We start from the raw sequence: 23,097 nt of genomic DNA on the forward strand, positions 1-23,097 counted from the left end.
GGGTCTCCATGCGGGGGGAATCAAAGCGGAATCAAAGCTCGTAGCTTTCGTGCTCGCCCTTCAGCGCCTGCTCGATCAGCTTGCGGTTGAGCGTCGGCGACAGCAGCTCGACGAGCGTATAGACATAGCTGCGCAGATACGCCCCTTGCTTCAACGCGACGCGCGTCACGTTGCTGCCGAACAGGTGGCCGACCGGCATCCCCCGAAGGTGCCGGTCGCGCTCCGCGTTGAAGGCGATGTCTGCCATGATCCCGACGCCGAGCCCGAGCTCGACGTAGGTCTTGATCACGTCGGCGTCGATGGCTTCGAGCACGATGTCGGGCGACAGGCCGCGCAGCTGGAACGCGTGGTTGATCTTCGAGCGTCCGGCGAACGCGTTGTCGTAGGTGATGAGCGGATACTGCGCGAGGTCGTTCAAGGACAGCATCTTGCGCTCGAGCAGCGGGTGATCGGCCGGCATCACGGCCAGGTGGTGCCACTGGAAGCAGGGCAGCGACACCAGATCCTTGTAATCCGCGATCGCCTCGGTCGCGATCGCGAGGTCGGCCTGGTCGTGCATGACCATCTCGGCGACCTGCGTCGGGCTGCCTTGCAGGATTGAAAGGTGGACCTTGGGATAGCGCTTCTTGAATTCGGCGATCGCGGCCGGCAGCGAGTAGCGCGCCTGGGTGTGGGTGGCGGCGATCACGAGGTTGCCTTGATCCTGCGCAGCGAAGTCCTTGCCGACGCGCTTCAGGCTTTCAACTTCCTGAAGAATCCGCTCGACCGACGCCAGGATGATCCGCCCCGGTTCGGTCAGCGCGCGCACGCGCTTGCCGTGGCGTGTGAAGATTTCAACCCCCAGCTCGTCCTCGAGCTCGATGATCGCCTTGGAGACCCCAGGCTGGGACGTATACAGCGCTTTGGCGGCTTCGGTCAGGTTGAAGTTCTGCCTGACGGCCTCGCGGACGAAGCGAAACTGGTGCAGGTTCATTTATAACCCTTCCGCATATGGAAACAATTTTTTAGTCGTTTGAAATATAAGACCAGTTTATTACGATCACCGCAGGTTTTTCAATATCGATATCTGTTTTTGTCATTAGCAAATGAGCAGACGGTCTAAACTACCGCCGCTCCTGCGAATCGACAGCTGTTTCGGGCGTTGCGTGGCTAGGACGCAGCGCGGCACATAACACTGGGGTCCCCGAATGTACCAATACGATCAGTACGACCAGACCATCGTCGACGAGCGCGTCGCGCAGTATCGCGACCAGGTGCGCCGCCGGCTGTCCGGCGAATTGAGCGAGGATGAGTTCCGCCCGCTGCGGCTGCAAAACGGCCTGTACATGCAGCGCCACGCCTACATGCACCGCATCGCGATTCCTTACGGCAACCTGCGCAGCGACCAGCTGCGCATGCTCGCCCACATCGCGAGCAAGTACGACCGCGGCTACGGCCACTTCTCGACGCGCACCAACATCCAGTACAACTGGATCAAGCTCGAGGAAACGCCCGATCTGCTCGCGGATCTCGCCAGCGTGCAGATGCACGGCATCCAGACCTCGGGCAACGACATCCGCAACATCACCGCCGACCAGTTCGCCGGCGTGGCGCCCGACGAGATCGTCGATCCGCGTCCGTGGTCCGAGATCCTGCGCCAATGGTCGACGTTCCACCCCGAATTCAACTGGCTGCCGCGCAAGTTCAAGATCGCCGTGTCGGGCTCGAAGGAAGACCGCGTCGCGGTGCAGATCCATGACCTGGGCGTCTATCTGTCGAAGAACGAGGCGGGCGAAGTGGTCTGCGCGATCCTCGCGGGCGGCGGTCTTGGCCGCACGCCGATCATCGGCTCGGTGATCCGCGAGAACCTGCCGTGGCAGCACCTGCTCACGTATTGCGAGGCGGTGCTGCGCGTCTACAACCGCTTCGGGCGCCGCGACAACATGTACAAGGCGCGCATCAAGATCCTCGTGAAGGCGCTCGGCGCCGAGAAGTTCGCGCAGCAGGTCGAAGAGGAATGGCAGCACCTGAAGGACGGCCCGTCGACGCTCACGCAAGCCGAATACGACCGCGTCGCGCAGCACTTCCAGCCGCCGCAGTACGAGAAACTGTCGGATACCGATGCGTCGTTCGAGAAGCATCTGCTCGAAAACAAGGCGTTCGCTCGCTGGATCGAGCGCAACCTGCGTCCGCACAAGGTGCCGGGCTACGCCGCCGTGACGCTGTCGCTGAAGCCGGCTGTCGGCGCGCCGGGCGATGCGACGGACGCGCAAATGGAAGCCGTCGCCGACTGGGCCGACCAATACTCGTTCGGCGAGATCCGCGTCTCGCACGAGCAGAACCTGATTCTCGCCGACGTCAAGAAGCGCGACCTCTTCGCGCTGTGGGAAGAGGCGAAGAAGCAGGGCTTCGCGACGCCGAACATCGGTCTCCTGACCGACATCATCGCGTGCCCGGGCGGCGATTTCTGCTCGCTCGCGAATGCGAAGTCGCTGCCGATCGCGCAGGCGATCCAGGACCGTTTCAGCGATCTCGACTACGTGTACGACCTGGGTGATCTGTCGCTGAACATCTCGGGCTGCATCAACTCGTGCGGCCATCACCACGTCGGCAACATCGGCATTCTCGGCGTCGACAAGGACGGCTCCGAGTGGTACCAGGTGACGCTCGGCGGCGAGCAGGGCACGGGCGCCACGGGCGCGCATCTCGGCCGTGTGATCGGGCCGTCGTTCTCGGCCGAGGAAATGCCGGACGTCTTGTCGAAGGTGATCGATACCTTTGTCGAGAACCGCATCGACGCTGAACGCTTCATCGACACGTACAACCGCATCGGCGTCGCGCCGTTCAAGGAACGCGTCTACGCCTCGCGCCAACCGGCGCACGCCTGATTCGCGACTGAGCAGAGGATTTTTGCAGATGACTTCGATTATCAAGAACCGCTCGGTCGTGAGCGACGACTGGACCGTCGTGCGGGCTGCGGAAGACGGTGCGCTGCCCGCGGCCGCTGCGCTGCCGGCCGGCAAGGTGCTCGTGCCGCTCGCGCTGTGGCAGGCCGAACGCGAGACGCTGGCCGCGACCAAGAGCAAGAGCGAGCTCGGCGTGTGGCTGGCCCCGGACAGCGAGCCGGCCGATTTCGTCGCCGACTTCGGCAAGATCACGCTGATCGGCGTCGATTTCCCGGTGTTCCGCGACGGGCGTGGCTACAGCACGGCGCGTCTCTTGCGCGAGCGCTACGGCTGGAAGGGCGAGCTGCGCGCGATCGGCGACATCATGCGCGACCAGCTGCACCATCTCGCGCGCTGCGGCTTCGACGCGTTCGCGGTGCGTGCCGATAAGGACATCCACGACGCGCTGAAGGCGTTCACCGAGTTTTCGGTGCTCTACCAGGGCGCGTTCGACGAACCGAATCCGCTGTTCCGCCGCCGTGCCGCGGTGGCTGAAGCGGTTGAGCAAAAGGCCTCGGCATGAGCGCCGCGACCTCCGTCCCCACCATCGACGCAGCCTTGAGCGCGAAGATCGAGCGCCTGAACGCGCTGATCGATTCGATCGCCGCGCGTCACGCGAACGTGAAGCTCGCGAGCAGCCTCGCCGCGGAAGACATGCTGCTCACGCACGCGATCCTGTCGCGCGGCGCGAAGATCGGCATCTTCTCGTTGAACACGGGCCGCCTGCATGCGGAAACGCTCGGCATGATCGACCGCGTGCGCGAGCGCTATGGCTACGAGATCGAGCAATTCCATCCGCAGCAGGATGCCATCGATCAATACGTCGCCGAGCACGGCCTGAACGCTTTCTACGAGAGCGTCGAGCTGCGCAAGCGCTGCTGCGAAATCCGCAAGGTGGAGCCGCTCAACCGCGCGCTCGCCGGCGTAGAAGCGTGGGTGACGGGCCAGCGCCGCGAGCAGTCGGTCACGCGCTCGGAGCTGCACGAGGAAGAAACCGACTCGGCGCGCCAGATCGCCAAATACAATCCGCTCGCGGATTGGACCGAGGCCGACGTGTGGACGTACCTGAAGGCGTTCGACGTGCCGGTCAATCCGCTGCACGCGCGAGGCTACCCGAGCATCGGCTGCGAGCCCTGTACGCGAGCGATCCGCCCCGGCGAGGACAGCCGGGCCGGCCGCTGGTGGTGGGAGTCGCGCGACACGAAGGAATGCGGCTTGCACATCACGACGATTCCGATCGTGCCCGCCTCGGAAAACGCTGCTGCCCGATAGCTTCACCCGACGACGAATCCTGTCGCGGCGCCGGGCACCACCGTGCGACGCCGCCCGCAACATGACGCAAAGAAGGACCTAGAACATGAGCACGACGCTCGAACCTACTGCTGCCGCCCAACCGGTCTCCGTCACGGCCAACCGGATGGACCACCTCGATTGGCTCGAAGCCGAGTCGATCTACATCCTGCGCGAACTGGTCGCCGAATGCAGCAAGCCTGCGCTGCTGTTCTCGGGCGGCAAGGATTCGGTGGTGGTGCTGCACCTGGCGCTGAAAGCCTTCGGCCTCGGCGCGAACCGCAAGACTTCGCTGCCGTTCCCGCTCGTGCACATCGACACGGGCCACAACTACGACGAAGTGATCGATTTTCGCGACCGCCGCGCCGCCGAGATCGGCGCGCAGCTGGTGGTCGGCCACGTCGAGGACTCGATCAAGCGCGGCACGGTGCGCCTGCGCCGCGAGACCGATTCGCGCAACGCCGCGCAAGCGGTCACGCTGCTGGAAACCATTGAAGCGCACGGCTACACCGCGATGATCGGCGGGGCGCGCCGCGACGAAGAGAAGGCGCGCGCCAAGGAGCGCATCTTCTCGTTCCGCGACGAGTTCGGCCAATGGGACCCGAAGGCGCAGCGCCCGGAGCTCTGGAGCCTCTACAACGCCCGCCTGCACGCAGGCGAGCACCTGCGCGTGTTCCCGATCTCGAACTGGACCGAGCTCGACGTGTGGCAGTACATCGCCCGCGAAGGGCTCGAGCTGCCCTCGATCTACTACGCGCACCACCGCGAGATCGTGCGCCGCAACGGGCTGTTGGTGCCGGTCACGCCGCTCACGCCGATGCGCGAGGGCGAGACGAGCGAGACTGCGCTCGTGCGCTTTCGCACCGTGGGCGACATCAGCTGCACCTGCCCCGTGGAGAGCGACGCGGACGACGTCGAGAAGATCATCGCCGAGACGGCGGTGACCGAGATCACCGAGCGCGGCGCCACGCGGATGGACGACCAGACCTCGGAAGCTGCGATGGAGCAGCGCAAGAAGCAAGGCTATTTTTAAATGCCCCCAAACCTGGCGCTGCGCGCCAGGCCCCCCGAGGGGGGCAGGAAAACTTGGGGCGGCCCGGCGTTTTCCTGAGAGCACGAACGAGAACAGGACAATCATGAGCATTCATCAACCGGAAGACCTCGGCGTGCTGCGCTTCATCACGGCGGGCAGCGTCGACGACGGCAAGAGCACGCTGATCGGGCGCCTGTTGTACGACAGCAAGGCGGTGTTGTCCGATCAACTCTCGGCGCTCTCGCGCGCGAAGAACAAGCGCACCGCGGGCGACGAGATCGACCTGTCGCTGTTGACCGACGGGCTGGAGGCCGAGCGCGAGCAAGGCATCACGATCGATGTCGCGTACCGCTACTTCGCCACCGCCAAGCGCAAGTTCATCATCGCCGACACGCCGGGCCACGAGCAGTACACGCGCAACATGGTGACGGGCGCGTCGACGGCGCACGCGGCGATCATCCTCGTCGACGCGACGCGCGTGACGTTCGAAAATGGCGCGACGGTGCTCTTGCCGCAGACCAAGCGCCACAGCGCGATCGTCAAGCTGCTCGGGCTGCAGCACGTGATCGTGGCGATCAACAAGATGGACCTCGTGGAGTACAGCGAGGCGCGCTTCAACGAGATCCGCGACGCGTACGTGGAGCTGGCGCACCAGCTGGGTCTCGCGGGCGTGCGGTTCGTGCCGGTGTCGGCCTTGAAGGGCGACAACATCGTGACGGCGAGCGAGCGCATGCCGTGGTACGCGGGCGAGCCGCTCCTGGACGTGCTCGAGGCGCTGCCGGTGGAGCCGGCAGCGAGGCACACGCTGCGTTTCCCGGTGCAGTGGGTGGCGCGCCAGGACGGCAGCCAGGCCGACGACTTCCGCGGCTACATGGGGCGGGTGGAAGCGGGCGAGGTGAAGGTGGGCGACACGATCGTGGTGCTGCCGGCCAACCGTGAGGCGACGGTCGAGGAGATCATCGCGCCGGTGCCGGGCGGCACGGCGCAGGTGGACCGCGCGTTCGCGGGGCAGACGGTGACGATCCGGCTGGCGCAGGACGTGGACGTTTCGCGCGGCGACACGTTCGTGCTGCGCGAGGAAGCGCCGCAGCCGGCGAAGAAGCTGGACGCGGACCTGTGCTGGTTCGACGAGGAGCCGCTCTCGACGCAGCGCAAGTACCTGCTGAAGCAGACGACGAACACGGTGTTCGCGCGCATCGGGGCGATCAAGGAGGTGCTCGACGTGCACACGCTGTCGCACACGGGCGATGCGCACAACCTGAAGATGAACGACATCGGGCGGGTGGCGCTGACGCTGCAAAAGCCGATCGTCTGCGATGCGTACGACACGCATCCGGGCACGGGCGCGTTCGTGCTGATCGACGAGGCCACGCATCATACGGTGGCCGCGGGGATGATCCGCTCGTACAGCGCGTGAGCGCGAGTTGAAACGATCGGATTGGCGCACATGGGCAAACGTCGGCACAATTCGGGTTTAGGCCGCTAATGGACCAGCGAGACCAACGGAACGGACGAATGCAAATGGGCAAGGTGTATCTGATCGGAGCGGGGCCGGGCGCGGCGGATCTCATCACCGTGCGCGGCGCTCGCCTCCTCGGCATGGCGGACGTCGTGCTCCACGACGCGCTCGTCGAGCCCGAGATGCTCGAGTACGCACCGCACGCGCGCAAGATCGCGGTCGGCAAGCGCTGCGGCCAGCGTTCGACCGCGCAGCAGTTCATCAACAAGCAGATCGTCGACGCGGCGCGCGAGCATGCCGTGGTGGTGCGCCTGAAGGGCGGCGACCCGATGCTGTTCGGCCGTGCCGACGAGGAAATGCGCGCGCTCGAAGAGGCCGGCATCGGCTACGAAGTCGTGCCGGGCATCACGGCGGCGCTCGCGAGCGCGGCGACGCTCAGGCGCTCGCTGACGCTGCGGGGCGTGTCGCGCAGCGTCGCGCTTGCCACGCACAGCCGGGCCGCCGATACCGAAGCGATCCGCGAGCAGGTCAACGCGGATTCGCTCGTCTTCTACATGGGCCGCGACAGCGCGCCCGATATCGCGCAGCAGCTGATCGACGCGGGGCGCGCGGGCTCGACGCCGGTCGCCATCGTGGAAGCGTGCAGCACGCCGCGCGAGCGCATGCTCACGCTGACGCTCGAAGCGCTCGCGATGGGCGAGGCGCAATTGTGGCTCGATCCGGCGCAGCCGAGCTTGCTGATGATCGGCGATGCGTTTGCCGAGCGCAAAGGCGCCGTCAAGACGGAAGAAGCTCCGAGTGTCGCGGGGATGCTGAACGCCGCTTGAGCAGCGGCGTCATTTGAAGAGGAACGGCAGATCTGCCGGCGCTGAGTGGCCGCGGGCCGTATCCAACTTGCGCAACTCGCGCAACCCGCGCAACCCGCGCAACCCGCGCCTGACCAGCCTAACGCGCCGCCTCGAGCACGCAGTATTGAACGACGGCATCGAGCACGGCGTCATCTTCTCCTGCCGCCACCGCGCAACGAATCTCCACACCCGGATGTGCCGCCCGGCACACGTCGATCACGTTCGGCAGATCGCGCCGGACATGTCCCCCTTGACCGAAGAACACTGGCACGACCGTGATCCGGGTGCAGCCGCTCGCGGCTTGCTCGGCCACCGCGGCTGGCAAATTGGGTGTCATCAGCTCGAGAAACGCCAGCGACACCGGCCCTGCTGTTGCGCCTCGGGCCGCGCGCAGCTTGTCGGCGAGCCGCTGGAACGGCTCTGCCCAGCGCGGATCGCGTGCGCCGTGGCCGAACAGGATGATGCCGTGCGTGCTCATGGTGCCGTCCGCTAGTGCCTATCCACCCACTTCAAGCCGACAAGCCCCAGCACGAGATAAATGAGCCCGGGCGTCGCTGCCGTAATCGGCGCAGGCCAGGTGTTCAGCGTGCCGATGTGCGAGAAGAGCGTATTGATCAACTGGAAGCTCATCCCGAGCATGATCCCGCCGAACACCTTCACGCCGACCACGCCCGCGCGCGTATGGAGGTACGCGAACGGCAGCGACAGCACCAGCATGACGAGCACCGCGAACGGGTAGAGCAGCTTCTTCCAGATCGCGATTTCATAGCGCTGCGTGTCCTGGTGGTTCTCGACCAAGTGCTGGATATAGCGGAACAGGTTGAAGATCGACATCCGGTCCGGCGACACCAGCAGCACCGACAAGATCTGCGGCGTGAGCTCGGAGCGCAGCGAGTATTCGGGCACCTCGATCTGGTTCGCGCGATAGACGGGGTTGAGCGCATCGGTGGGCTTGCCGTCGGTGGGGGCGATATCGGTCAGCTGCGTATCCGTCACGCCCGTGAGCAGCCAGTGCCCCGGCGATTCATAGCGCCCGCTCTGCGCGATGCGCACGTTCGCGAGGCGAAACTTCGAATCGAACTCGTAGATGCGCACGTTGCTGATCGTCGAATCGGGCATCAGCTTGCCGACGTTGACGAAGCGCGTGACCTGCTCGCCGTCCTCGCGCTTCGAGAGCGTGTCCTTCACCCAGACGCCCGATTCGAAATTGGTCGACACCGCTGAGCCGAGCGCTTCGAGCCGCACGCGCTCGGAGAGCTGATCGGTGTAAGGGCCGACCACCTCCCCGATGAAGTAGGTGACCGCGACGAGCGGAATGCCGATCTTCAGGAGCGAGCGCAGCGCCTGGCCCGTCGAGAGCCCGGAGACGCGAAAGATCGTGTACTCCGAGTTCGCGGCCATCTGCGCGAACACGTAGATCGAGCTGATCAGCGCCGCGACCGGGATGATTTCGTAGAAGCGTGACGGCGTCTGCAAGCCGACGCGCAGCACCGCATAGCCGAACTTGTAATTGCCCTGGCCGACCGTGTTCAGCTCGTTGATGAGGTCGAAGAAGAAGAACAGGCCCGAGAACGCGAACAGGATGAAGACGAAGGCGAGGTAGACCTGGCGCGCGAAGTACTTTTCGTAGATACGCATCGGTCAGGCCCCCTGCGAGCGCGTGAACATCGCGCGCGAGATCAGCGGCCGGTTGCGCACGCGCAGCCAGAACAGGAACACGACGAGCGCGGCGATGACGACGTGCAGGCCGACGAGACCGACGCCGAACGACAGCTTGCCCTGCTCGATGTACGACTGGGCGATGTTGAGCAGGTTCGAGTACGTGAAGAAGATCAGGACGGCCATCACGAGGTTGATCGTGCGTCCGCGGCGCGGGTTCTGGTAGGCGAGCGGAATGCCCAGCAGCATCAGGTTGATCGCCATCAGCGGCAGGCCCGTGCGCCACGCGAATTCGGCGAGCTTGTCGGGGTTCGGATGGCGGAACAGGGCGGGTGTGGACATGCCGCGCGTCGTCTGCTGGTTCACCACGGGCTGGCTCGTGATCTTCACGCCGTAGCGCTCGAACTCCATGATCCGGAAGTCGGGCTTGCCGGGTTCGCCGTCGTAGCGGCGGCCGTTCTCGAGCACGACGAAGCGGTCGCCGTCCTTCATCGTTTCCGTGTGTCCGCGCCTCGACACGACGACGTTGACCTTGCCGTTCTCGGTGCTCGTCACGAACACGTTCTCGACGTGGCTCTGGTCGGGCGTCATCTTCTCGATGAAGAACACGCGATGGCTCGTCGGCGATTCGCGGAACTGACCCGGCGCGAGCAGCGAGACTTCGTCGCGCTGCTGGAAGCGCTCGCGGATCAGCTTGCTCTGAGCGTTGGACCATGGCCAGCCGACGTACGCGAAGAACGCGACGAGCAGGATGATCGGCGCGGAAAACATCGCGATCGGCTTGATGAAGCGCGCGAGGCTCACGCCGGAGGCGAGCCACACGACCATTTCGGAGTCGCGGTACCAGCGGGTGAGCACGAAGAGGATCGAGACGAACAGCGTGACGACGAGCATCACGGCGAGATAGCCGATGATCTGCAGGCCGATCAGCACGACGACGTCCTTCGGGTCGACCTCGCCGGACGCGGCGAAGCCGACGATGCGGATCATCAGCGTCGTCAGGAAGATGGTGAGCAGCACCATGAATACGGCGCCGGCCGTATACGCGAGTTCGCGCTGCAGGGAGCGTTCGAAAATCATTGTCGACGGAGAGAGAGCGGGCGAGGCGCGCCGGTTGCGTCTCGCAAACTTCCGCTGTGGGAAAAATAGCGGATAATTGCGGCTTTCATCCTAAGCCTAGATATTTTATCCGAGGACAAGCGCGATGGACTTTAGCATAAAAGCCTGTGATTGGACCAAAGGCACGACCAGCGTGTTCCTGACCGGCAAATCCGACTGTATCGTGCTCGGGATCTTCGAGTCGCAAACCCTGTCCGGGGCCGCGCTCGAGATCGACGCCGCGACCAAGGGCCTCATCACGCGCATCATCAAGGCCGGCGACATGGACGGCAAGAGCGGCGCCACGCTGTTTCTGCACGAGGTGTCGGGCATCGGAGCCTCGCGCGTCCTGCTGGTGGGTCTGGGCAAGCAGGATGCCTTCGGACAAAAGGCTTACGGCGAGGCCGTGCGCGCCGCGTGGCGCGCGCTTCTGTCCACCAAGGTCGTCCAGGTCACCTTCACGCTCGCGCAACTGCCGGTGCAAGAGCGCTCGGCCGACTGGGCCGTGCGCGCCGCGATCCTCGCGCTGCGCGGCGAGACCTACAAGTTCACGCAGATGAAGAGCAAGCCCGACACGCAGGCGCGGGCGCTCAAGCGGATTGTCTTCAGCGTCGGCAGCGCCGACGAGAAGGCCGCCAAGGTCGCCGCGAAGCAAGCCGTGGCGCTTGCCAACGGCATGGACCTCACGCGCGACCTCGGCAACCTGCCGGGCAACGTCTGCACGCCGACCTACCTCGCCAACACCGCGAAGAAGCTCGCGAAGGACTGGAAGCTGAAGGTCGAGGTGCTCGGCGAGAAGCAGCTCGAAGCGCTCAAGATGGGCTCGTTCCTGTCGGTGACGAAAGGTTCGGTCGAGCCGGCGCAGTTCATCGTCTTGCAGTACCAGGGCGGCGCGGCGAAGGCGGCGCCCGTGGTGCTGGTCGGCAAGGGCATCACGTTCGACACCGGCGGCATTTCGCTCAAGCCCGGTGAGGGCATGGATGAGATGAAGTACGACATGTGCGGCGCGGGCTCGGTGCTCGGCACGCTGCGCGCGGTCGCGGAGATGGGGCTGAAGCTCAACGTGGTCGGCATCATCCCGACCTGCGAGAACATGCCGAACGGCAACGCGACGAAGCCGGGCGACATCGTCACCAGCATGTCCGGCCTCACGATCGAAGTGCTCAATACCGACGCCGAAGGGCGCCTGATCCTCTGCGACGCGCTGACCTACGCGGAGCGTTTCAAGCCGGCCGCCGTGATCGACATCGCCACGCTCACGGGCGCCTGCATCATCGCGCTCGGCCACCACAACAGCGGCCTCTATTCGAAGGACGATGCGCTCGCCGGCGAGCTGCTCGACGCCTCGCGCGAAGCGTCCGACCCCGCCTGGCGCATGCCGCTCGACGAGGAGTATCACGAGCAGCTGAAGTCGAATTTCGCGGACCTCGCGAACATCGGCGGCCGTCCGGCCGGCAGCGTGACGGCGGCGTGCTTCCTGTCGCGCTTTACCGACGCCTATCCGTGGGCGCACCTCGACATCGCGGGCACCGCGTGGAAGAGCGGCGCGGCGAAGGGGGCGACGGGGCGCCCGGTGCCACTGCTCGCGCAGTTCCTGATCGACCGCGCCGGGCAATGATCGATCGCGGCACCTCCCGTCGAATCGTCGGCAGCGCTCGTGAGGAGCGCCGCCGAGCTTTGCATGGGGCCGGAGTAAGCGCTAAAAGCGCTAACTCCGGATCGACAGCTTTGCATGGGACCGGAGTAAGCGCTAAAAGCGCTAACTCCGGATCGCAATGACGCGGATCGATTTCCATACGAATGTCGGCGATTCGCTGCTGTACGCTTGCCGCCTGGTGCGCAAGGCTTACCAGGCCGGCCAGCCGCTCGTGGTGCTCGCCGAACCCGCGCGTCTGCGCGCCTTCGACGAGCGGCTCTGGACCTTCTCGCCGCTCGACTTCATCCCCCATTGCATGGCGGACAACGCGCTCGCCAACGATACGCCGGTCGTGCTGGCGACGGATCTCGAACGCGCGCCGCATCACCAGATCCTCTTGAATCTCGGTGCGGCGGTGCCTGCGCAGTTCGCGCGCTTCGAACGTCTGATCGAAGTGATCGGCAACGCACACGACGAGCTGGCTGCAGGACGCGAACGCTATCGTTTCTATCGCGACCGCGGGTATGCTTTGAACAACTATAAGCAAGGCGCCTGACGGCCGAATCGCTCCCCAATCGTCTACCTTTTGCCTGATTTCGATCCGGCATGACGATTGCTGCGTCTCACGTCAGGGCAACTATCGATGGAGTTCTCTCGTGCGCGATCCCAACGACGATACCTCGATCCCGATGCTGACCGACGTGCTCGTGCCGGCCAAGGCGGAGCACAAGGAAGGCGACGAGAACAAGAATCCGGCGGCAGCCGGCGATGACGCTTCCATTCCCGTACTGAGCGACGTGCTGAAGCCGGGCTCGCAGGCGCCGATTGCTGCCGGGGAACCGGCGCGGGCTGCGGCATCCGATGAAGAGTCGATTCCGGTATTGACCGACGTGGTCACGCCGGCTGCGGCGCAATCCGTATCGCAACCGTTGCATGACGACTCGATCCCCGTGCTGACCGACAGTCCCGCCGCGGTTTTGATGGAGTCGCAACCGGCGCACGAGACGGAAAGCAAGACCGTCGAAGACGAAGCCCATCCTCATCGCCACGCTCGACGCAGTCATCACGCCAAGCCGGAACCGCAAGACGACCATCTGGAAGGCGAGGAGAGCCACGCGAAATCTCACGCTCGAGAACCGGCAGCGGACGAGCACCACGAGGAGACGGCGGCGCATCACCGTGCGAAGCCGCATCGCACGGCGGCGCATGCCAAAGCCGAGCACACCGGCGAGCTGCAGGGCCTGGACGCCGGCCTCATCGCCGAGCGTTTGCGCGGGCGTTTCGCGAGCTACTTGATGGGCGAGGGGCGCGGGCTGATCGAAGCGCGCTGCCGCGACGCATTGCAGGATCACACGAACTGGCTCGTCAACCAGATCACGCGCGAAGTGGCGCTGGCGCTCGAGGTGGAGGTGGCCGGCTGGGTCCGTGAGGCGGTGCGCGAAGCGATCGCGAAGCACGCCGACAACCCCTGAGCTATTTCAGCGACAACACCCAGGTGGCAAGCGCGTGCGCGTCATCGGGCGTCAGCTGGGTGTTCGCCGGCATCGGCACGCGTCCCCAGACGCCCGCACCGCCGTCGCTGATCTTGCGTGTGAGGTAGGCGATGGCGTCGGGGCGCGACGCGTATTTCGCTGCGACGTCGCGAAACGCCGGGCCCATCAACGGCCGCTTCTCGGCATGACAACTCATGCAATTGCGTTGCTGCGCAAGCGCCAGTCCCGGTGCGGGCTCGGCGCTTGCGGGAACACAGAGCGCCCAGGCCGCGGCCAACGCCGCGGCATAAAACGGCAATCGATTCATTCCGGTCTCCGTCGGCTACATGGCTCGACTTGTGGTGCGACGCATTATAGACAGGGCGTTGCGCGCCTTGCCGAATCGAGCCGCTTTGCCGCGGTCACCCCGTTACCGCGCCCTCGTTCGCCGGGCGCGCCAGCGCAGCATACTTCGCGAGCACGCCGCGCGTGTAACGCGGCGCCGGCTGCTTCCACGCCGCGCGCCGCCGCTCGAGCTCCGCATCGTCGACATTCAATTGCAGCAGCAGCTTGTGCGCGTCGATCGTGATCGAATCGCCTTCCCGAACGAGCGCGATCGCGCCGCCTTCGAACGCTTCGGGCGCGACGTGCCCAACCACCATGCCCCACGTGCCGCCCGAGAAGCGGCCATCGGTGATGAGGCCGACCGACTCGCCAAGGCCCTTGCCGATGATCGCCGAGGTCGGCGCAAGCATCTCCGGCATGCCGGGGCCGCCCTTCGGACCGAGGTAGCGCAGCACGATCACATCCCCAGCCTTGATCTTGTCGGCGAGGATCGCTTCCATCGCGCTTTGCTCGTCGTCGAACACGCGCGCCGGGCCAGTGATGACCGGGTTCTTCAGGCCCGTGATTTTCGCCACGGCGCCTTCGGTCGCGAGGTTGCCCTTCAGGATCGCAAGATGGCCTGACCGGTAAAGCGCCTTGTCGATCGGGAAGATTACCTGCTGGTCCGCACGCGGCTGGCTTGGCACGTCCTTCAGCTCTTCGGCGATCGTCTTGCCCGTGATCGTCACGCAATCGCCGTGCAAAAGGCCCGCGTCGAGCAGGATCTTCATCACTTGCGGAATGCCGCCGGCCTTGTGCAGATCGGTCGCGACGTAGTCGCCCGACGGCTTCAGGTTGCAGATCACCGGCACTTTCTTGCGCATGCGCTCGAAGTCGTCGATGGTCCATTCGACCTCGGCCGCGTGCGCGATCGCGAGATAGTGGAGCACGGCGTTGGTCGAGCCGCCCGTCGCCATGATGACGGCCACCGCGTTCTCGATCGACTTCTTCGTGATGATGTCGCGCGGCTTCAAATCCTTCTTCACCGCTTCGACCAGCACGCGCGCCGACTCGGCCGCCGAGGCGACCTTCTCGTCGTCCGGGTTCGCCATCGTCGACGAGTACAAGAGCGACATGCCGAGCGCCTCGAACGACGAGCTCATCGTGTTGGCGGTGTACATGCCGCCGCACGAGCCCGTGGTCGGACAGGCGTTTTTTTCGACCCCCTCGAAATCTTCCTGTGACATGCGCCCGGCCGTGAACTCGCCGACGGCCTCGAACGACGACACGATCGTGAGGTCACGGCCCTTCCAGTGGCCCGGCTTGATCGTGCCGCCGTAGACGTAGATGCCCGGCACGTTGATGCGCGCGAGCGCGATCATGCCGCCCGGCATGTTCTTGTCGCAGCCGCCGATCACGACCACGCCGTCCATCCATTGGCCTTGCACGCAGGTCTCGATGCAGTCGGCGATCACTTCGCGCGACACGAGCGAGTACTTCATGCCTTCCGTGCCCATCGACATGCCGTCGGAGATTGTCGGCGTGCCGAAGATCTGCGGATTCGCGTCGGCGCCCTTGACCGCGGCGACGGCTGCGTCGGCCAGGCGCTGCAGGCCGGCGTTGCAGGGCGTGATCGTCGAGTGGCCGTTGGCGATGCCGATCATCGGCTTGGCGAAGTCGTCTTGCTGGTAGCCGAGCGCGTAGTACATCGAGCGATTCGGCGAGCGCGCGACGCCTTGCGTGATGTTTTTCGAGCGACGGTTGTAGGACATGGGGGACTCCGGTTTGGTGTGATCTGGCACGCCGTCCGGCTGGGCGGCCCGAGCGTGCCGGTAAAGAATGCGGACTCTCTTGGGGCGTGTCCAATATATTATTGAGCGTCGATTAGGTCGAAAGGCATATCAGAGGAGAGATCGTGACCCCGGATTTGCGCCAGTTGCGCTATTTCGTGGCCGTTGCCGAAGAGCGGCATTTCGGGCGTGCGGCGGCGCGGCTGTCGATGACGCAGCCGCCGCTGTCGCAGGCGATTCGCGCGCTCGAGGAGACGCTCGGCGTCGAGCTTTTCGCGCGCACCAAGCGCTCGGTGGAGCTGACGGCGGTGGGCGCCGACCTGCTGCCCGAGGTGCGCAAGCTGCTGGCGAGCGCCGACGGGTTGCGCCCGCTCGCGCAAAGCCTCGCGCGCGGCGAGGCTGGCGTGCTTTCGCTCGCATTCGTTTCGACCGCCGATTACGGGCTGCTGCCGAACCTGCTGCGCGATTTCGGCGCGCGCTACTCGCGCGTGCGCCTGCAGCTCGCCGAGGCGACGAGCGACGTGCAGATCGACGAGCTCGTGGCGGGCCGCATCGACGCCGGCCTTGTGATTCCGCCGCTGCCGCCGCAGCACGCGGCGCAGCTATCGTACTTGCCGATCGCGCGCGAACCGCTGGTGGTCGCGATGCCTACCGGCATTGCACGCGAAGCGGGCTGCCGGCTCGACAGCCGTCATCAAGCGGACTGGGACGACGAGCCGGTGAGCCTCACCGCATTCGCCGATGCCCCGCTCGTGATCTTTCCGCGGCGTCTCGCACCGGGCTTCTACGACATCATCATGGATTGCTACGGAGCGGCGGGCTTGACGCCGCGTGTCGGGCAAGAAGCGATCCAGATGCAGACGATCGTCAGCCTGGTTTCCGCGGGGATGGGTGTCGCGCTGGTGCCGCAATCATTGCGCAACCTGCGCCGCACGGGCGTGGTGTACCGGCCGCTCGCCGAAGCGGTGCCGGTCGTCGAAACGGGGCTCGTCTGGCGGACCGCCGAGGTGAGCCCCGTGCTGGCCGGCTTCATCGACATCGTGCGCGCCTACGCGGCGCCAGTCGTCGATACGCGGGCCTTGCCGAAACGGCGCGCGCGTTAGTTGGCGCGCTGGCTGAAGCCTGCTTCCAGTTCACCCGGCGCTTTCGAGATCACGGTCTCGTCGTCGGCGCCGACGTGTTCGAACAGCGTGATGCGCGCGAACTCGGGGACGACTTCGGCCGGATAGGTCGGGCCCGCGTCGCGGAACTGATGCATCTGATCGAGAAAGTCGTTCTGGAACAGAATGGTTTTCTCCGGCGTGTTGGCGATCCAGCGCGGGAAGAAGATCGTGCCGTGCAGGCGGCGTTTGCCCGGCATGATGTCGACGCAGACCGTGGTGCCGGTCGGCTCGGCCCACGACACTTTGTAGGCGTCGTCGAGCTGCACGAGATCGACCTTCTGGCCCTTGACCCAGCGGCCGCCGACCATGCCGCTGTGAATGCGGTAGTCGATCGTGGTCGCGTTCTTCACGTACATCTCGTATTGCCAGCCGTTCGCATACGTATAGATGAAGCGGTGCCCGACGATGCCGGAGAGGTCTTGCGGCGGGACCGGATGCTCGACGGAGGTCACGAAGCTGCTGTTCTTGGTGTTCTTAGCCATATTGATTTCTCCCATCCACAAATCAGTTGTGGTGAATTGATTATTTCATATAACTATTTTACGTGCGGTGAATAGCCCACTGCCGGCCCCGCAATAATTAACGCCTGTGCCGGTGCTGTAAGGCTTTTATGACATCATTACGGGCGTCGTCGCTCGTCCCTCTCTGACCCACGCTGATTCATGTTCATACACCCCAACTTCGACCCCGTCGCGATTCATCTCGGTCCGCTCGCCGTGCGCTGGTACGGCCTCATGTATCTCGTCGCGTTCATCATGGCGATCGTCGTCGGCCGCCTGCGGCTGCGCATGCCGCACGTCGCCGCGCAAGGCTGGACCCCGAAGGACATCGACGACATGATGTTCTACGGCGTGCTCGGCACGATCCTCGGCGGCCGTCTCGGCTACGTGCTGTTCTACAAGGCGAGCTATTACTTCGCGAATCCGCTCGACATCTTCAAGGTGTGGGAGGGCGGCATGTCGTTTCACGGCGGCTTCCTCGGCGTGACGTTCGCGATGATCCTGTTCGCGTACCAGCGCAAGCGCACGTGGCTGCAGGTGACCGATTTCGTCGCGCCGATGGTGCCGACGGGTCTCGCCGCGGGGCGCCTCGGCAACTTCATCAACGGCGAACTGTGGGGCCGCGTGACCGATCCGCACGCGCCGTGGGCGATGATGTTTCCGACTGCGCTGAACGAAGACGCCGCGTGGCTCGCGACGCATCCGCAACTGGCGGCGAAGTGGGATCTCGCGCAGGTGTACGCGCAATATCACATGCTGCCGCGCCATCCGTCGGAGCTTTACGAGATCGCGCTCGAAGGCGTCGCGCTCTTTCTCGTGCTGTGGTTCTTCACGCGCAAGCCGCGCCCGATCGGGGCGGCCTCGGCGGTGTTCCTGATCGGCTATGGCCTCGCGCGTTTCACCGTCGAATTCGCGCGCGAGCCCGACGATTTCCTGGGCCTGCTGGCGCTGGGTTTTTCGATGGGGCAGTGGCTATCGCTGCCGATGATTCTCGCCGGCGTGGGCTTGCTCGTGTGGTCGTATCGGCGCGGGAATCGCGTGCAGTCGCAGCCGGTCAACGCGAATTGATGCGCGAAGCCGTCTGGGCTTGAATGAGAAAACGCCGGCATTTGCCGGCGTTTTTGCTTGCGCGAGCGTTTGCCGCTCGTTTGTGCTTGGCTTGGCTCAGCGCGTCATCTGCACCGAGCCCGACACGTTGACGGTCACCGTCGACGTGCCGCCTTCGATTGGCATCGGCGCGGGCGCGTTCGCATCGGCGCCGGCCGCGCGCATGCTCATCATCATCACGGGGCGCGGCGGCACGCCGTTGTGGCCGACATTGACCTCGCGAATCGTGTAGCCGCTGTAGCCGAATGCCTGCGCCGATGCCGACGCCTGCTGACGGAACGACGCGATCGCCTGGCCGCTCAGTTTCTCTTCGGCGGCGCGCTGCGCTTCCGGCGACAGCGAGAACGCGACGTTGCCCACTTGCATATTCGAGCTCATCTGGCCGGCGAGCTTTGACGCCGCGGCGAAATCGCGCGACTCGAGCACAACCTCGGTGCGGCCGCGCCATGCTGAGATGCGGCCGTCGCGACCGGTCGACGGATAGATCGAGAACGAGCCTGTGCGCGCGGTCACGCCGGCGATGCCCTTGGCCTGCTTCAGCGCGGCGTCGGCGTGCTGGTTCAGCACATCGGTGAGCGACGCCGGGTCCTTGGCTTCCTGCTCGTAGAAGAGCGTGATGTCGACGACGTCTTGCGGAACTTCGGTGCTGGCTTGCGCCGAGAGCGAGAGCACGCCGGACGGCTGGTTCTGCATGACCACCGTATCGGCGTATGCGGCAGGCACGGCGAAGAGGGCGGCGGCGAGCACGACAGCAGTTTTCGTTTTCATGGTTCGACTCCTTCGGGAAGGGCTCGCGCGTGCGTGTCGGTGACGATATGGCACAGCGCTTGCGAGCCCGTTAGTCGGGGCGGGCGCGGCCTTAGTTCCCTGATTGGAGTCCTCGTTCGACGCGGTTTCAACGCCTCACGCAAGCCGCTTGGTGATGAAGCGCCATTCGCCGTCCGTCACCGGCGTGATCGACAGGCGATTGCCTTTTGCGAGCACGCGCATGTCATTGAGTTCGCCATGTTCGCGCAGCGCCGCGAGCGGAATGAGCGGCGTCTTCTTGACGAAGCGCACGTCGACGAGCATCCAGCGCGGCATCTCCTGCGTCGATTTCGGATCGTAGTAGGGACTCTTCTTGTCGAATTGCGTGGGGTCGGGATAGGCCGTGGAGACGACTTCGGCGAGGCCCGCGATGCCTGGCTCGGGGCAGCTCGAGTGATAAAACAGCACGCCGTCGCCGATTTGCATCGTGTCGCGCATGAAATTGCGCGCCTGATAGTTGCGCACGCCGGTCCACGGCAGCGTTTGCTTGGGGGCGTTGGCGAGGTCGTCGATGCTTGCTTCGTCCGGTTCGGACTTCATCAGCCAATAGCGCATGGTTTGCCTCGTTTTTTTACGGCCCCAAATGAAAACGGCACCGGAGGGTATCCGATGCCGTTGAATAGGTCCCCGCCTTAGCCGCTAGGCCGGCATCCTGAACCTGAGGTTCAGAATTGGTCGCAGTTAGCAGCACTTCGGGTACATCAGACAGAGTGACGCGCACGCCCGTGCTACAAATTTCCGCAACCGTGCACATGGCATTGGTTCAAGGAATATATGACCTTGGCGAACCAGGCAGGGAAGCTGCTAAAACTATTTGCTATTCAGTGCTTTAAGGAAGCCGCCTCGCGAAAGGTCTTCGCGTTGGCATGAATTAAAGCGTTTGCTGAATCGCGACCGGCGTTGCCGCCGGCTGGTGTTCGAAACTTTATTGGAAGCATCGCATGCTTGGCAAGCGTTTTGATTCGTTCGCTTGCGATGACGCACACTTTGCTACTGCGCTACGTGCTGCTCGATCACTGCTTCGAGTTGCTCGTTCATTTGGTGCATTGTACGACGGATTTCCTCGGCGGGAAACGCTTCGCCATGACGAATGCTCTCTTGCAGCTTGATCAATTCCGATGCGAGCGAGAGCGCCGCCATCACTGCGATGCGGTCGGTGCCGCGTACCGAACTGTGTGTGCGGATCTTCGTCATTTCCGAGTCGACGCGCGCCACGGCGTCGAGCAGTGCGGCTTCGGTTTCCGGCGAGCAGGCGAGGCGATAGGGTTGGCCAAGAATCGAGACTTCGACCTGCTTGGTCGTCATGCGTTTTCTCCGTGTCGGTTGGATGCGCCGTGTTCCTCATCCTCTTGTTGCGAGGAGGCCAGGAGATCGAGCTGACTATCCGGTTCGTACTGTGCTTTCGCGCGCGGCAGTTTTTCCAGGATCGCGTTCAGGCGCACCTGGGCGTCGTCGATCTTCGCGGACAGCGCATCGCGTTCCGCCTGCAGCGTGTTGCGCTCTTCGCGCAGCAGCGCAAGTTCCGCACGTGCCACTTCATTTTCCGCGCGCAGTTGCGCGAGTTGCTCTTCGAGCGCGTGACGGGCCTGCAGATGGCGCTCATTGATCGCGATCAGCCGGCCGATATTCTGTGACAATGTTTCGAGTTCGTTGAGCATGTGCTGCGTCCTCTAAAGACCACGCATTTTAGCGCGGATTAAAGGCGTTTCCGATAATTGTCTCGTTTCTAGACGTAACAGCATTGCTTCTTGCCGCCAAAACGCGGGCAAGCGTCGCCGCCCGGAATTTTCGCGGCGCTATCGTCGCACGGAAAACCCCTGTAAAAAGCGGGTTTGACCATTTTTGACGCTTGGCTCCCCGGGGGGCTTCCCTTGAACAGAACTGTGAAAATGCGTAGACGCACAACACGCCCGAGCGTGGGGCTGATTCGTGCGGGCGGCGCGCGATGAGCAGGGTCATGCTTGCACTGCCGCCGGGCATGACCGCGAGGCGCGCGGCCGCGATCTGGCTCGTGCTCGGCGCGCTCGCGCTGGCGGTGTTCGTCGCCTCGCTCGGGATCGGCAGCGTGACTGTCTCGCCGCAGCGGGTGCTCGCGGCGTTGCTGCATGTTCCGGGCAACGATGGCGACATGTCCGGCGAGATCGTGCGCACCCTGCGCCTGCCGCGCGCGCTCGCCGGCTTCGCGTGCGGCGCGCTGCTGGCGCTGGCCGGTGCGCTTTTGCAAGTGCTGTTGCGCAATCCGCTCGCGGAGCCCTACGTGCTTGGCGTGTCGGGCGGCGCGGCGACCTTTGCCGTGATCGCGATGCTGGCAGGCTGGGCGTGGTGGTGGGTTGATGCGGCGTCGTTCGCGGGCGCGTTCGTATCGATCCTGCTCGTGCTCGGTCTCGCGAGCCGGGAGCTGTGGCGCGGCGAGCCGCTGGATGCGTCGCCGCGTCTCCTGCTGACCGGCGCCGTGATTGCGGCGGGGTGGTACGCGGGCATCACGCTGCTGCTGTCGCTTGCGCCGGAGAGCCATCTGCGCGGCATCCTCTTCTGGCTGACGGGCGATCTCAATGGCGTCGGCACGCCGTGGCCCGCATTGGCGGCGCTGGTCGTCGCGCTGGCCGCCGTCGTGCCCGTCGCGCCCCAACTCAACGTGATGTTGCGCGGCGAGGCGGCGGCGCACGCGCTCGGCGTTCCCGTCGTGCCGTTGCGCTTGCGCGTCTATCTGACGGCCTCGCTCGCCGCGGCCGCGGCGGTGACGACCGCAGGCACGATCGGCTTTGTCGGCCTGGTCGTGCCGCATGCACTGCGGCTCTGTTGCGGCAACGACCAGCGCATGCTCTTGCCCGCATCGGCGCTGGCGGGCGGGACCGCGGTGATGGCGGCCGACCTCGTCGCGCGCACGGCTGTCGCGCCCGCGCAATTGCCGGTGGGCGTCGTCACGGTCTTGATCGGCGTGCCGGTGTTCCTGTGGATGCTGCTTGCGAGGCCGCGATGACGATGCGCACCGACGATGCAAGCCGCGCGCCGCGCGTGTCGGCGCAACATCTCACGCTGCGCGCCGGCACGCGCACGCTGCTCGAAGACTTCACGCATACGTTCTATCCCGGCGAAATCTGGTGCATCGCCGGACCGAACGGCGCAGGCAAGACGACGCTGATCTCGACGCTCGCAGGCGTGATGAAAAGCACGCACGGGCACGTCGAAATGGACGGCGTGCGCATTGCGGATTGGCCCGGCGTCGAGCTTGCGCGGCGACGCGCGCTGATGACGCAGAGCACGCGCGATGCGTTCAGCGCCCGCGTGCTCGATATCGTCTTGCTCAACCGCTTCCCGCATCTTGCGGGCTGGGGATGGGAGCGCGGCGGCGATCGCGCGGCGGCGCATGCGGCGCTCGACACGCTCGGCCTCGCGCCCCTGGCGGCACGCGATGTGCTGTCGCTTTCGGGCGGCGAGCGGCAGCGGGTGGCGCTTGCCGCCGTGCTGTGTCAGGATGCGCCGCTGCTGCTGCTCGACGAGCCGCTTGCGCATCTCGATCTTCATCATCAGATCGATTGTCTCGAGGTGCTCGTGCGCTGGGTCGAGGCGGCGCCGCGCACGGTCATGTTCTCGTGCCACGATCTGAACCTCGCGCGCCGCTTCGCTACGCACGCGTTGCTGATGGACGGCAACGGCGCGGCGCATGCGGGCCCGGTGCGCGATGTTCTGACGCCGCGGCTGGCAAGCCGCGCATTCGGCTACCCGCTCGTGCAGATCGAAGACGGAAGCGGGCACGAAGCACTGGTGCCCGCGCTGCGGACCGGACCCGGGAGCGCGTCGAAACCTTTGTAAGCAAGGACGCCGGGCATGCATGCGAAAGCGCGATGAATTATGTCGCGCAACAATCGCACGATCGATCGTGTGATGCGTAACAGTGGGCATCGACGGCGAAGCTCCGGCCCGTGCCGCATGCGGTTTTACCGAATTAACAATTGGCGCGACTCCCGGTAAGGTGACCCGGCGTGA

General features: G+C 65.0%; 24 protein-coding genes and 1 other RNA gene. 13 read left to right on the forward strand and 12 right to left on the reverse strand.

Going from position 1 to position 23,097, the window contains the following annotated elements:
- Nucleotides 1-31 precede the first annotated feature (31 nt).
- Nucleotides 32-973 (reverse strand): CysB family HTH-type transcriptional regulator, encoded by a 942-nt coding sequence (locus FAZ69_RS25210; RefSeq protein WP_136897816.1) that lies wholly within the window; start codon nucleotides 971-973, stop codon nucleotides 32-34.
- A 214-nt stretch (nucleotides 974-1,187) separates the two neighbouring features.
- On the opposite strand from FAZ69_RS25210, the gene FAZ69_RS25215 reads away from it, so the two are divergent.
- The 6 genes from FAZ69_RS25215 to cobA all read left to right on the forward strand — a co-directional run bounded on the left by FAZ69_RS25215 (nucleotide 1,188) and on the right by cobA (nucleotide 7,533).
- Nucleotides 1,188-2,867: a nitrite/sulfite reductase gene (locus FAZ69_RS25215; protein ID WP_136897817.1), complete on the forward strand. Its 1,680-nt coding sequence runs from the start codon at nucleotides 1,188-1,190 to the stop codon at nucleotides 2,865-2,867.
- Nucleotides 2,868-2,895: 28 nt separating this feature from the next.
- Nucleotides 2,896-3,447 carry a DUF934 domain-containing protein gene (locus FAZ69_RS25220; RefSeq protein WP_136897818.1) on the forward strand — a complete coding sequence of 184 codons (552 nt, stop codon included), beginning with the start codon at nucleotides 2,896-2,898 and terminating at the stop codon, nucleotides 3,445-3,447.
- Nucleotides 3,444-4,196, forward strand: a complete 753-nt coding sequence (locus tag FAZ69_RS25225; protein ID WP_136897819.1) for a phosphoadenylyl-sulfate reductase — start codon at nucleotides 3,444-3,446, stop codon at nucleotides 4,194-4,196. Before FAZ69_RS25220 ends, FAZ69_RS25225 begins: the two co-directional genes overlap by 4 nt.
- An 85-nt stretch (nucleotides 4,197-4,281) precedes the next feature.
- Entirely contained in the window at nucleotides 4,282-5,247 is a 966-nt protein-coding gene (cysD, locus tag FAZ69_RS25230; RefSeq protein WP_136897820.1) for a sulfate adenylyltransferase subunit CysD, read from the forward strand.
- Between the two features lie 103 nt (nucleotides 5,248-5,350).
- The gene (locus FAZ69_RS25235; protein ID WP_136897821.1) at nucleotides 5,351-6,664 is read left to right on the forward strand and encodes a sulfate adenylyltransferase subunit 1; all 1,314 of its coding nucleotides are present in this window, start codon (nucleotides 5,351-5,353) and stop codon (nucleotides 6,662-6,664) included.
- Between the two features lie 104 nt (nucleotides 6,665-6,768).
- Nucleotides 6,769-7,533, forward strand: coding sequence for a uroporphyrinogen-III C-methyltransferase (gene cobA / locus FAZ69_RS25240; protein WP_136898010.1), 765 nt, complete (start codon nucleotides 6,769-6,771; stop codon nucleotides 7,531-7,533).
- A gap of 118 nt (nucleotides 7,534-7,651) precedes the next feature.
- On the opposite strand, the gene FAZ69_RS25245 is transcribed toward cobA, so the two are convergent.
- From FAZ69_RS25245 to lptF, 3 genes are read right to left on the reverse strand one after another with little or no spacing between them, the layout of a single operon-like run.
- A complete protein-coding gene (locus FAZ69_RS25245; RefSeq protein ID WP_136897822.1) occupies nucleotides 7,652-8,032 on the reverse strand; it encodes a sirohydrochlorin chelatase in 381 nt (126 codons plus the stop codon).
- Between the two features lie 11 nt (nucleotides 8,033-8,043).
- Complete coding sequence (lptG, locus tag FAZ69_RS25250; protein ID WP_136897823.1) at nucleotides 8,044-9,192, reverse strand: LPS export ABC transporter permease LptG; 1,149 nt, start codon at nucleotides 9,190-9,192, stop codon at nucleotides 8,044-8,046.
- Nucleotides 9,193-9,195: 3 nt separating this feature from the next.
- Nucleotides 9,196-10,293 carry an LPS export ABC transporter permease LptF gene (gene lptF / locus FAZ69_RS25255; protein ID WP_136897824.1) on the reverse strand — a complete coding sequence of 366 codons (1,098 nt, stop codon included), beginning with the start codon at nucleotides 10,291-10,293 and terminating at the stop codon, nucleotides 9,196-9,198.
- A gap of 124 nt (nucleotides 10,294-10,417) precedes the next feature.
- Here lptF and FAZ69_RS25260 point away from each other — a divergent pair, with 124 nt between their 5' ends.
- The 3 genes from FAZ69_RS25260 to FAZ69_RS25270 all read left to right on the forward strand — a co-directional run bounded on the left by FAZ69_RS25260 (nucleotide 10,418) and on the right by FAZ69_RS25270 (nucleotide 13,419).
- The gene (locus FAZ69_RS25260) at nucleotides 10,418-11,929 is read left to right on the forward strand and encodes a leucyl aminopeptidase (RefSeq protein ID WP_136897825.1); all 1,512 of its coding nucleotides are present in this window, start codon (nucleotides 10,418-10,420) and stop codon (nucleotides 11,927-11,929) included.
- A gap of 157 nt (nucleotides 11,930-12,086) precedes the next feature.
- Nucleotides 12,087-12,503: a DNA polymerase III subunit chi gene (locus FAZ69_RS25265; RefSeq protein WP_136897826.1), complete on the forward strand. Its 417-nt coding sequence runs from the start codon at nucleotides 12,087-12,089 to the stop codon at nucleotides 12,501-12,503.
- 100 nt (nucleotides 12,504-12,603) lie between these two features.
- Nucleotides 12,604-13,419: a DUF2486 family protein gene (locus FAZ69_RS25270; RefSeq protein ID WP_136897827.1), complete on the forward strand. Its 816-nt coding sequence runs from the start codon at nucleotides 12,604-12,606 to the stop codon at nucleotides 13,417-13,419.
- A gap of 1 nt (nucleotide 13,420) precedes the next feature.
- Here the strand turns inward: FAZ69_RS25270 and FAZ69_RS25275 are convergent, their stop codons facing one another.
- Nucleotides 13,421-13,747, reverse strand: coding sequence for a c-type cytochrome (locus FAZ69_RS25275; protein ID WP_136897828.1), 327 nt, complete (start codon nucleotides 13,745-13,747; stop codon nucleotides 13,421-13,423).
- A 94-nt stretch (nucleotides 13,748-13,841) separates the two neighbouring features.
- Nucleotides 13,842-15,515: a dihydroxy-acid dehydratase gene (gene ilvD, locus FAZ69_RS25280; RefSeq protein WP_136897829.1), complete on the reverse strand. Its 1,674-nt coding sequence runs from the start codon at nucleotides 15,513-15,515 to the stop codon at nucleotides 13,842-13,844.
- A 143-nt stretch (nucleotides 15,516-15,658) separates the two neighbouring features.
- Here ilvD and FAZ69_RS25285 point away from each other — a divergent pair, with 143 nt between their 5' ends.
- Nucleotides 15,659-16,636 (forward strand): LysR family transcriptional regulator, encoded by a 978-nt coding sequence (locus FAZ69_RS25285; RefSeq protein WP_136897830.1) that lies wholly within the window; start codon nucleotides 15,659-15,661, stop codon nucleotides 16,634-16,636.
- On the opposite strand, the gene FAZ69_RS25290 is transcribed toward FAZ69_RS25285, so the two are convergent.
- The gene (locus FAZ69_RS25290) at nucleotides 16,633-17,178 is read right to left on the reverse strand and encodes a phenolic acid decarboxylase (RefSeq protein WP_136897831.1); all 546 of its coding nucleotides are present in this window, start codon (nucleotides 17,176-17,178) and stop codon (nucleotides 16,633-16,635) included. The two genes, FAZ69_RS25285 and FAZ69_RS25290, sit on opposite strands and share 4 nt — an antisense overlap.
- A gap of 180 nt (nucleotides 17,179-17,358) precedes the next feature.
- On the opposite strand from FAZ69_RS25290, the gene lgt reads away from it, so the two are divergent.
- Nucleotides 17,359-18,264 (forward strand): prolipoprotein diacylglyceryl transferase, encoded by a 906-nt coding sequence (gene lgt / locus FAZ69_RS25295; RefSeq protein WP_136897832.1) that lies wholly within the window; start codon nucleotides 17,359-17,361, stop codon nucleotides 18,262-18,264.
- Nucleotides 18,265-18,360: 96 nt separating this feature from the next.
- Here lgt and FAZ69_RS25300 read toward each other — a convergent pair whose 3' ends face one another.
- The 5 genes from FAZ69_RS25300 to FAZ69_RS25320 all read right to left on the reverse strand — a co-directional run bounded on the left by FAZ69_RS25300 (nucleotide 18,361) and on the right by FAZ69_RS25320 (nucleotide 20,768).
- The gene (locus FAZ69_RS25300; protein WP_136897833.1) at nucleotides 18,361-19,071 is read right to left on the reverse strand and encodes an SIMPL domain-containing protein; all 711 of its coding nucleotides are present in this window, start codon (nucleotides 19,069-19,071) and stop codon (nucleotides 18,361-18,363) included.
- Between the two features lie 135 nt (nucleotides 19,072-19,206).
- Complete coding sequence (locus FAZ69_RS25305) at nucleotides 19,207-19,665, reverse strand: EVE domain-containing protein (protein ID WP_136897834.1); 459 nt, start codon at nucleotides 19,663-19,665, stop codon at nucleotides 19,207-19,209.
- A 65-nt stretch (nucleotides 19,666-19,730) separates the two neighbouring features.
- Nucleotides 19,731-19,912, reverse strand: a non-coding RNA gene (gene ssrS, locus FAZ69_RS25310) — 6S RNA.
- Nucleotides 19,913-20,100: 188 nt separating this feature from the next.
- A complete protein-coding gene (locus FAZ69_RS25315) occupies nucleotides 20,101-20,415 on the reverse strand; it encodes a cell division protein ZapA (protein WP_136897835.1) in 315 nt (104 codons plus the stop codon).
- Nucleotides 20,412-20,768, reverse strand: coding sequence for an ATPase (locus FAZ69_RS25320; protein ID WP_136897836.1), 357 nt, complete (start codon nucleotides 20,766-20,768; stop codon nucleotides 20,412-20,414). Before FAZ69_RS25320 ends, FAZ69_RS25315 begins: the two co-directional genes overlap by 4 nt.
- 287 nt (nucleotides 20,769-21,055) lie before the next feature.
- Between FAZ69_RS25320 and FAZ69_RS25325 the strand changes: the two genes are divergently transcribed.
- Both FAZ69_RS25325 and FAZ69_RS25330 read left to right on the forward strand, forming a co-directional pair.
- Nucleotides 21,056-22,090 (forward strand): FecCD family ABC transporter permease, encoded by a 1,035-nt coding sequence (locus FAZ69_RS25325; RefSeq protein ID WP_136897837.1) that lies wholly within the window; start codon nucleotides 21,056-21,058, stop codon nucleotides 22,088-22,090.
- Nucleotides 22,091-22,092: 2 nt separating this feature from the next.
- The gene (locus FAZ69_RS25330; RefSeq protein WP_136898011.1) at nucleotides 22,093-22,923 is read left to right on the forward strand and encodes an ABC transporter ATP-binding protein; all 831 of its coding nucleotides are present in this window, start codon (nucleotides 22,093-22,095) and stop codon (nucleotides 22,921-22,923) included.
- The last annotated feature ends 174 nt before the right edge of the window (nucleotides 22,924-23,097 follow it).

Origin of the sequence: Trinickia terrae, from assembly GCF_005144415.1 — a bacterium.
Classification (GTDB): domain Bacteria; phylum Pseudomonadota; class Gammaproteobacteria; order Burkholderiales; family Burkholderiaceae; genus Trinickia_A; species Trinickia_A terrae.

What these genes read in the sequence shown, in the direction of transcription:
- FAZ69_RS25260 (WP_136897825.1), top strand. Translation starts at nt 10,418, where the DNA reads ATGGACTTTAGCATAAAAGCCTGTGATTGGACCAAAGGCACGACCAGC.
- cobA (WP_136898010.1), top strand. Translation starts at nt 6,769, where the DNA reads ATGGGCAAGGTGTATCTGATCGGAGCGGGGCCGGGCGCGGCGGATCTC.
- FAZ69_RS25265 (WP_136897826.1), top strand. Translation starts at nt 12,087, where the DNA reads ATGACGCGGATCGATTTCCATACGAATGTCGGCGATTCGCTGCTGTAC.
- FAZ69_RS25325 (WP_136897837.1), top strand. Translation starts at nt 21,056, where the DNA reads ATGAGCAGGGTCATGCTTGCACTGCCGCCGGGCATGACCGCGAGGCGC.
- FAZ69_RS25275 (WP_136897828.1), bottom strand. Translation starts at nt 13,747, where the DNA reads ATGAATCGATTGCCGTTTTATGCCGCGGCGTTGGCCGCGGCCTGGGCG.
- FAZ69_RS25220 (WP_136897818.1), top strand. Translation starts at nt 2,896, where the DNA reads ATGACTTCGATTATCAAGAACCGCTCGGTCGTGAGCGACGACTGGACC.
- FAZ69_RS25320 (WP_136897836.1), bottom strand. Translation starts at nt 20,768, where the DNA reads ATGCTCAACGAACTCGAAACATTGTCACAGAATATCGGCCGGCTGATC.
- FAZ69_RS25225 (WP_136897819.1), top strand. Translation starts at nt 3,444, where the DNA reads ATGAGCGCCGCGACCTCCGTCCCCACCATCGACGCAGCCTTGAGCGCG.
- FAZ69_RS25305 (WP_136897834.1), bottom strand. Translation starts at nt 19,665, where the DNA reads ATGCGCTATTGGCTGATGAAGTCCGAACCGGACGAAGCAAGCATCGAC.
- ilvD (WP_136897829.1), bottom strand. Translation starts at nt 15,515, where the DNA reads ATGTCCTACAACCGTCGCTCGAAAAACATCACGCAAGGCGTCGCGCGC.
- FAZ69_RS25235 (WP_136897821.1), top strand. Translation starts at nt 5,351, where the DNA reads ATGAGCATTCATCAACCGGAAGACCTCGGCGTGCTGCGCTTCATCACG.
- cysD (WP_136897820.1), top strand. Translation starts at nt 4,282, where the DNA reads ATGAGCACGACGCTCGAACCTACTGCTGCCGCCCAACCGGTCTCCGTC.
- lptF (WP_136897824.1), bottom strand. Translation starts at nt 10,293, where the DNA reads ATGATTTTCGAACGCTCCCTGCAGCGCGAACTCGCGTATACGGCCGGC.
- FAZ69_RS25315 (WP_136897835.1), bottom strand. Translation starts at nt 20,415, where the DNA reads ATGACGACCAAGCAGGTCGAAGTCTCGATTCTTGGCCAACCCTATCGC.
- lgt (WP_136897832.1), top strand. Translation starts at nt 17,359, where the DNA reads ATGTTCATACACCCCAACTTCGACCCCGTCGCGATTCATCTCGGTCCG.
- FAZ69_RS25300 (WP_136897833.1), bottom strand. Translation starts at nt 19,071, where the DNA reads ATGAAAACGAAAACTGCTGTCGTGCTCGCCGCCGCCCTCTTCGCCGTG.
- FAZ69_RS25245 (WP_136897822.1), bottom strand. Translation starts at nt 8,032, where the DNA reads ATGAGCACGCACGGCATCATCCTGTTCGGCCACGGCGCACGCGATCCG.
- FAZ69_RS25330 (WP_136898011.1), top strand. Translation starts at nt 22,093, where the DNA reads ATGCGCACCGACGATGCAAGCCGCGCGCCGCGCGTGTCGGCGCAACAT.
- FAZ69_RS25215 (WP_136897817.1), top strand. Translation starts at nt 1,188, where the DNA reads ATGTACCAATACGATCAGTACGACCAGACCATCGTCGACGAGCGCGTC.
- FAZ69_RS25290 (WP_136897831.1), bottom strand. Translation starts at nt 17,178, where the DNA reads ATGGCTAAGAACACCAAGAACAGCAGCTTCGTGACCTCCGTCGAGCAT.
- lptG (WP_136897823.1), bottom strand. Translation starts at nt 9,192, where the DNA reads ATGCGTATCTACGAAAAGTACTTCGCGCGCCAGGTCTACCTCGCCTTC.
- FAZ69_RS25210 (WP_136897816.1), bottom strand. Translation starts at nt 973, where the DNA reads ATGAACCTGCACCAGTTTCGCTTCGTCCGCGAGGCCGTCAGGCAGAAC.